This is a genomic window from Methanobrevibacter filiformis, from assembly GCF_001639265.1.
Lineage (GTDB): Archaea > Methanobacteriota > Methanobacteria > Methanobacteriales > Methanobacteriaceae > Methanacia > Methanacia filiformis.
Genome location: NZ_LWMT01000057.1, coordinates 19,399 through 27,681 on the forward strand (window position 1 = coordinate 19,399; position 8,283 = coordinate 27,681).

The 8,283-nt window shown below is 23.6% G+C and carries 2 protein-coding genes; both read left to right on the top strand.

The window, feature by feature from the left end; genetic code table 11:
• Positions 1 to 724: 724 nt before the first annotated feature.
• On the top strand, positions 725 to 3,556 hold the full coding sequence (locus MBFIL_RS10925; RefSeq protein WP_066971060.1) for a hypothetical protein: 2,832 nt from the start codon (positions 725 to 727) through the stop codon (positions 3,554 to 3,556).
• A gap of 2,147 nt (positions 3,557 to 5,703) precedes the next feature.
• Positions 5,704 to 7,503: a hypothetical protein gene (locus tag MBFIL_RS02180; protein ID WP_066971062.1), complete on the top strand. Its 1,800-nt coding sequence runs from the start codon at positions 5,704 to 5,706 to the stop codon at positions 7,501 to 7,503.
• Positions 7,504 to 8,283 lie beyond the last annotated feature (780 nt).

Here is an 8,283-nt window from a genome sequence, read left to right on the forward strand (position 1 = left end):
ATTAAAATAGTTATTTTATGCATTAAATGATTAATATTAATTTATTTTAAAAATAAAAGACTAATAAATTATTAATTAGTATAATAATCTAAAAAATATCTATTTTAGCATAATAATATCGTACATAGCAGTATTTTATTTTATTAATATTACTAATAGAATTAAACTCATTTTAACAGTATATTAGACCATAAACAATTGATTAGATATGGTCTAAATAATTAGATAATAGCTATTTTTTAAGAAAATTATTGAAAATTTTTTAGTTAATTCCAAATTAAATTAGACAAATAACTTATTATTTAGTAAAATAATAATATTTATATAGTAATTAGGGGATATACTTATAAGATGTGCAATGATTTCATAAAAATATGGTAATTGTTCAATAAATACAGAAATTTCAAGTAAACTAGTAATTATAACTAACGACATAAAATCTAGCACATTTTCAATTAATCAATGTTAAACTCAAAACACAATAAATTTATTCTAATTTGCAATTAATCAATGTCATGTTTGTAACTTGGAATATAACTATATTAATATTTTAAAAATTCCATTAAAGTCAGTTAAAGTTAATTATAACTCCATTAATTAATTATTAAATTTTTATAATTGCGCATCGCTTAAATTAGAGTATTAATTAAGATTATGTAGTGAAAATAGTTTAAAAACTAATACACTAAAAATCGAAATAGTACAGAATAGTAGGTGACTTTATATGGATAAAAAGAAAATAATATTCCTTATATTATTAGTCTCACTTTTATCTGTTGCATTTTCTTTTGCAGAAACTAGCAATGAGACTAATGAAGGAATTCAAAGTGCATTAACTACAGAATCTGTTGATAGTGGATATAATGTAGTAAGTAACGATGCAACAGTTAATAATGTTGCAAACAACTCAAATGTAGAAAATAACGTCAGAATCTCTGATAATACGGCTTCACAAGAAACTAATAATGGTGATGTAGTATACAATCAAGTTTCAAGACAAAGCTCTGAAGATTCTATAACATTAACTGAAAACAGCGATGTTGATAGTGATAATACAAGTTCTGTAAGTTCTAGAGATCTAAATTCTACAAGTTATGGAGATGTAAATACATCAGCTGAAACTAATAATAATAGTAGTTTCATGCCATATGACCAAGGAATTCAGCTTCTCGACGCTGAAAATGGTGTTGAAAATGATGAGGATGATGGAATCATAACTCCTTATGCTATAGATAATGCAATAACTGATTTAAATCATAATCGTGTAATTGTGAATGAAAATGGACAACAAGTAAGTTATATGTTTGCTTGTGTGGAGCATCACAACAGTAACTTGACCAATGGACAACATTACAATACAATGAATTCAATTATAGTAAAAGAAGGAGTTATTGATTGGATTGTAAATAATTGGGTAGATTATCCAACTACAGCTCAGTCAATGGCAGCATTAAACCCACACATCTGGCAAATAACCGACAATCCAAATATTCCATTTGTAACTTATCCTGATGGTTATCAAGTACATCAAGTCCTAAATTCAACCCCTAAAACTTCTACTTTAGAATATATAAATGGTACACTATACAATGTTACACGATGGACTGAAACTTATGCTGACTGGATCTTTCGTATGGTGGGAGATGGTTACCAAGACTCCACTCAACGTGGAACTGGTCAAGATTTGATCATATTTGACAGAAATCAAACTACTAATAACCAATCAACCTACGAAGAAATACCAGATAACTCTACCAAACCTGGAGACAATAATAACACTAATAACAATACTAACAATAACACTAACAATAATACTAACAATAATACTAACAATAATACTAACAATAATACTAACAATAATACCAATAATAATACCAATAATAACACTAATAACAATACTAATAATAACACTAACAATAATACCAATAATAATACCAATAATAACACTAATAACAATACTAACAATAATACAAATAATAATACTAATAATAATACTAATAACAATACTAATAACAATACTAACAATAATACCAATAATAACACTAATAACAATACTAACAATAACACTAACAATAATACAAATAATAATACTAACAATAATACCAATAATAACACTAATAACAATACTAATAATAATACTAACAATAATACCAATAATAACACTAATAACAATACTAATAATAACACTAATAATAATACCAATAATAACACTAATAACAATACTAACAATAATACCAATAATAATACTAACAATAACACCCTTAACAACACAAACAACAACACTATCAACAATAGTGATAATGTAACTATTAATAATACTGTGAATCTCACTGACAACACAACTGTTAATGTTGATAATAATCAAGATAATAATCAAAATGTGGACATAGACAATAATGTAAGTGTCAATCCATCAAATAATCAATCTGTAAATGTGGATCAGTCACATGATGGCGATCAGAATGTGAATGTGAACTTAAATCAAACAAGCAATAACAATCAAACTAATGATAATAATCAAAACAATAATGTAAATGTAAATTTAAGCCAAAATAACAACAATGATGTGTCATCTGGTTCTAATTCAAACTCAAATTCAAACTCAAGCTCAAATTCTGGATCATCTGATTCTGGATCAAATAATAATAACAATAACAATAATAACAATAATGGTGGCTCAAATGGTGGCTCAAATGATTGCAAAAATGATTCTTTCATAGTTAAACCTGCTAGTGGAAGTACTGGTAATTTCTTATATGATTACTTGTTATACTTATTACAAAATAATAATGGTAATAATAATTTAGGAGCTAATAATGGTACTGGAGTAAATAATAGCATCAATAACAATAATAACAATAATTTAGGAGCTAATAATGGTACTGGAGTGAATAATAACAATACTAACAATGGCAACAATAATAATATGTTCTATGATTATTTATTATGGATGCTCTTGCAAAATAATGGTGGAAATGGAGCAACTAATGGAGTGAATAATAATAACAATAACAATTTAGGAAATACTAGTAATTCACTAAATACTAATAACAATACACAAAATAATGGGAATAATTTTGGAAGCGGTAATTCCTTCTATGACTACTTATTATTGTTACTTTTACAAAATAATCCCGTGAACAATAATAACAATGTTAATAATAGTGGAGGCACTGGCTTAAACAATAATGGGGAAAATAATGGAAGTATAAACATTGGAAATAATTCTAATGGTGGAAACTTAGGAAGTGGCTCATTATATGATTACCTCTTCATGATGTTTTTATTAAATAATGTAGCAAGCAACAATGGTTATATTAATAATAATAATAATAATAATAACAACATTCTAGATAAAGGTAATATTGTAAGTAATAATACTGGAGAAAATTCTGGAAGTATTGGAAGCACAGGACAAAATACATTTTTTAATTATTTAATGACCTATTTATTAAATAATGGAAATTCTGGTAGTATTCAAAGCAATTCTGGAAATATGAACATATTCTATTACTATTTGTACTATTTATTAGCTAGCCAAAACCTATGGAATTAATAAATAGAATATAGTAATTAACTTAATTGAATATCTGGTAAATTAACTATGTAATAAACAATTGATGAGCTATATAATAAATAATAACTTAAAATAGCTTATAATAGCTATTACAATTGTAGCTATTTGTATATAGATAAATTATATAAATATAAATAATTTCAAAAAACTGTGGATAATAGTCTTAAAGGGCTCATATTTGAATAGATGAAATATTGAAACATGTAAAGAATGTGAGAAATAGAAATTTGGGGGAGAGACATATAATCAATAACTCTAAATTAAGGTTATACAATACAATATTAATGAAATGGATACATAAATAAAATTAAACACGACCTATACTAATAATTGCTCGTGTGAATTATTTAGAATAGAAATTAAGTCTATAAAATATATATTGTAAATAATAATATTTGTAAATAAAATAAGGAAAATCAATAAAAATAAATACAAAGCATGGATAGCTAGTGAAAATTCAATAGATATAAATTATTATGAATCTATTAGTGATAAAGTCAGAAACGATCCTGTAGACTATCCAATTAATAATCCAATAAAATCTACAATCATTCTAAGACATTTTAGGATACAATAGATAAAATATCCAATAGATTATTCTACTGTAAATTTATTGTCTATTTATAAGAGTAGGATGAAAAAATACAGTAAAATTATAGAATAAAACCATAGAATAAAACTGTATGATGTTATAATATGGGAAATATATAATAAATTATTAGATTAATAATAGGTTAATTAATATATAAATTTACTTGTATTATGTATATATAACTTATTATAACTTATTTTGATAGTAATATGAATTGAATACTTTTTTTTAATGTAATATGTCCAAAAGATATGTAATGTAACTATCTAGCTATTATAACATAATTATAGTATAATAATAACTAATTAATAAACTAATTAAATAAAATAATAATCTATTGTATATTTTAGATGTTTGTTTAATATAAAACTAATTCTATTGGTGAATAAATAATAATAAACTAATCTTCTTAAGAGTTATTAGTATATTTTGGATGTTTTAATCTGTATATAATCAATTAGTTGACATATGTACGAATTTAATTTATTAAATATTTGATAATGTATTAAAATATAATTATTTTATATCTTATTTAGTAAAAATGCTAAAATAATAGTAATGATAATAATTTATTGATTCATTATACTATTGTATAATATTAAATATTATTTTTTAACTAAAAAATAACATTTTTGAACCTATTAATTTACTTTAAATTATAATATTACTTATAAAATTAATTTAAATAAAATTAATATTTGTTTTATCTGGTGATATAGTTAATACTAATTTTTTAAATGTTTAGTTCTTTAAATAATGAAATTTAAATATTATCTGTAGAATTAACAGTATATTAGACCATGTACAGTTAAATAGATATGGTCTAAATAATTAAATAAATAGCTATTAACTAATAATTAAATTGAATATTTTTTAATTAAATTATAAAAAATTAAATATAATCATATATTTTTTTAAAATTAATAACATTTATATTCAACTAATTTAATATTATTATATGGATGTGCATTAAGCAATTTCAAAAATATATATAATTCAATAATTCAGGTGTTTAAATTAAACTTGTTAAATTAAAATAAAATATTAATGTATTAATGGAATCTAAATATCAATGAAATCAATTAATTAAATCAATAATCTATTAAAAAATATTGTGAAAATAAAAATACTACTAAATCAGTAATTATTCTTAAAATTCAACTTATACTAGCTATATTTGCACATCAACATCTATTTATAAAACAAACTTTTAGAAAAGAGAATCAAAGGTTTTTCTAAATCTCCTCTGGAAATAAAAGTTTGATCAAAAGTTGTTTCAATAAATAAACAATTTAAACATTGAGAAATGCTTTTATTTATATGAAACAAACATTTCAAACTTTTAAAAAAAGTTTGATCAAAAGTTATTTCCATAAATAAAGCATTTTAAGCATTAATTATGCTTTTATTAATATGAAACAAACATTTCAAACTTTTAAAAAAAGTTTGATCAAAAGTTATTTCCAAAAATAAACCATTTTAAATATAAGAAATGCTTTTATTAATTAAAACTAAGTATGTAAGGAGAATTTATATGAATAAAAAGGTTATGTTTGCTATTCTGTTGATATTATTTGTTACAGCTGCAGTTTCTTATGCAGATACAGATTCAGAAAATTCACAGAGCAATGTAAACAGTAAATTAGACGAGGGTGGGGATGTAGATAATGGCTTAGATAGTCCTACCAATACTGCCTCAAATAATGAAATATCTTCAAGTTCAAATGATAATAATCAAAATAATGAAGCAATTAATGAAAATGAAGATATTGAACTGGAGTCTGTATCAAATGAAATAAGTGATAATGAGAATAATCTCATTGGTACAGAATCTAGCTCAAATAATTATAGTAGTAATGTTAACAGTACTGATAATAGTAATTCTAATACCAATGCTACTGTTCGTGAAAATAACGTTAACAACAGTATTTTACCTAATCTTCAGCTATTTACTATTGATAATGCTTATCTTAATAGGAGTAAAAATAGTGTTATGGTTAATGAAGATGGACAATGGGTTGAATATATGTTTTCCTGTGTAGAACACCATAACAGTAATTTATCTGATGGTCAGCTTTATAATACATTAGCTAATATTACTATAAAAGAAGGAGTTATTGAATGGATCGTAAATAACTGGCAAAATTATCCTAATTTATCTGATTCTTTTGATAATCTGATTAAACCACATATATGGCCAATAACAGATGATCCTAATATACCTTTTGTAACTTATCCAGATGGATATCAAGTTAATAAGACTTTGCCTTCAAGTGAAAAAATTACAACATTAGAGGAGATCAATGGCACATTGTACAATGTTACTAGATGGATAGACTATTTAGAAGAATGGACATTCCGTATGGTGGGAGATGGTTATCAAGATGCAAATATATTGGGTACAGGTCAAGATCTTCTGATATTTACTAAACTACTAAAAGAAACTCCTCATGAAGAGTTATCTAGAATCGAAAATAACACACCTGAAGAGAATAACACTCCTCCAATCACACCAAAACCTCCAGAAAACCCATCAATAAATAATACAAATAACCAGACACAAGATAATAACCAAAACAGCAACCTAACACAGGGCGATCAAAATGTTAATTCTAGTTTAAACCAGAGCCAAAATACAAATCAAACAAATAATAATTCACAAAATACAAATCAAAACAATAATATGTCTCAAAATGGAGGAGATCAGAATAATATCATGACTGGAGGAGATCAAACAACAAATAATAATAACAACAATAACAACAATGCTTTACAAAATCAAACCAATGACAACACTAATAATAATCTACAAAATCAAAATCAAAATCAAAATAATAACAATAACAATAATCAAGTTGTGAATGTAACAGTAAATCCACCTAATTTTGATGAAATAAGAAAGATAATTGAAGACTTATTAGGTAAAAATGAAAACTCTGGAAATAGTGGGAATTCTAATTCAACCGATAATAATAATTCCAATAACATAAATAATAATAGTAATTCAAATAATAATAGTCCAACTATTAATTCAAATAATGATAATAATAGTTCAAATACTGATCCAAATAATGACCTAAACAAGCCTAAAACTTCAGATAATGGAACAATTTTATTAAAAAATAACAATATAGGACCTTACAATGGATTGGGTTCAGGTTTCATTCAAAAAGCTTCAGGAGCTTTTTCAGGTGGAAGTAATGTTAATATGAATAATACTGGAACAACAGCAGGACTTTTAATATTTGGGCTAATGTCAGTAATAATTATATTAGTATCTGCTAAAATATTAAATTCAAAACTTAATGAAGTGACAAAAAGCATGTTTGAATAATTTAAGGAATAACACAATTAAATTTATATTTAAAAATATACATGAAAAACTATGAAAAACTTAATTTTAAATAAAAGTTAAAGGAGACAATTCAAAAATACCATACATTAATGATAATATATGGATTATGGAATAACTGGTCATGAGAGTATTGCATCATTGATGATGTATTGCTGTGATTTGATTAGACAATATATTAAACTAATTTAATCTAATTTAATCAAATAAAATATATATGATTTATTAAACAATGTAAAATCAAAATTATCATAAAACCTATACTAATGTTTGCTCGTAGATAAAATACATAAAAAATAATTTAATTAAATTATATTAGGGAAAATATTTAGCTATTAATAATAATAAAACAAAGCAGTAATATCTAAAAAGTATACAGTAGAAAAATTAATCTACTATTAATCATCAGCTAAAATCTAAAAAATATCCTTTAAACCATTCATTATAGCAGCATAAATAAAACAATGATTATTCAATAATATATTGTAGATACTGTGCATTAATTATTATATATAACATTTTTTGCTTTTGTAGTGTTAAATTAAGTGAGGATCCTGAATAATATACAAGGATTTTTGAGAAAATTTAAGAATTATATCGAATATAAAAATTCTATTGTATCAAAACATCATTAATTGGCTGTGCAATAATTAATTTTTCAGTTGATGGATGACAGTGAATTTTCTTAGTTGTGGTTAGATTGTAAATTATTTTTTGTAGTTTTTTTTATTTGTTGTCTATGTTTTTCATTGAATATCTATT

Coding starts and splice junctions, on each gene's coding strand:
- MBFIL_RS10925 (WP_066971060.1), top strand. CDS start 725: ATGGATAAAAAGAAAATAATATTCCTTATATTATTAGTCTCACTTTTA.
- MBFIL_RS02180 (WP_066971062.1), top strand. CDS start 5,704: ATGAATAAAAAGGTTATGTTTGCTATTCTGTTGATATTATTTGTTACA.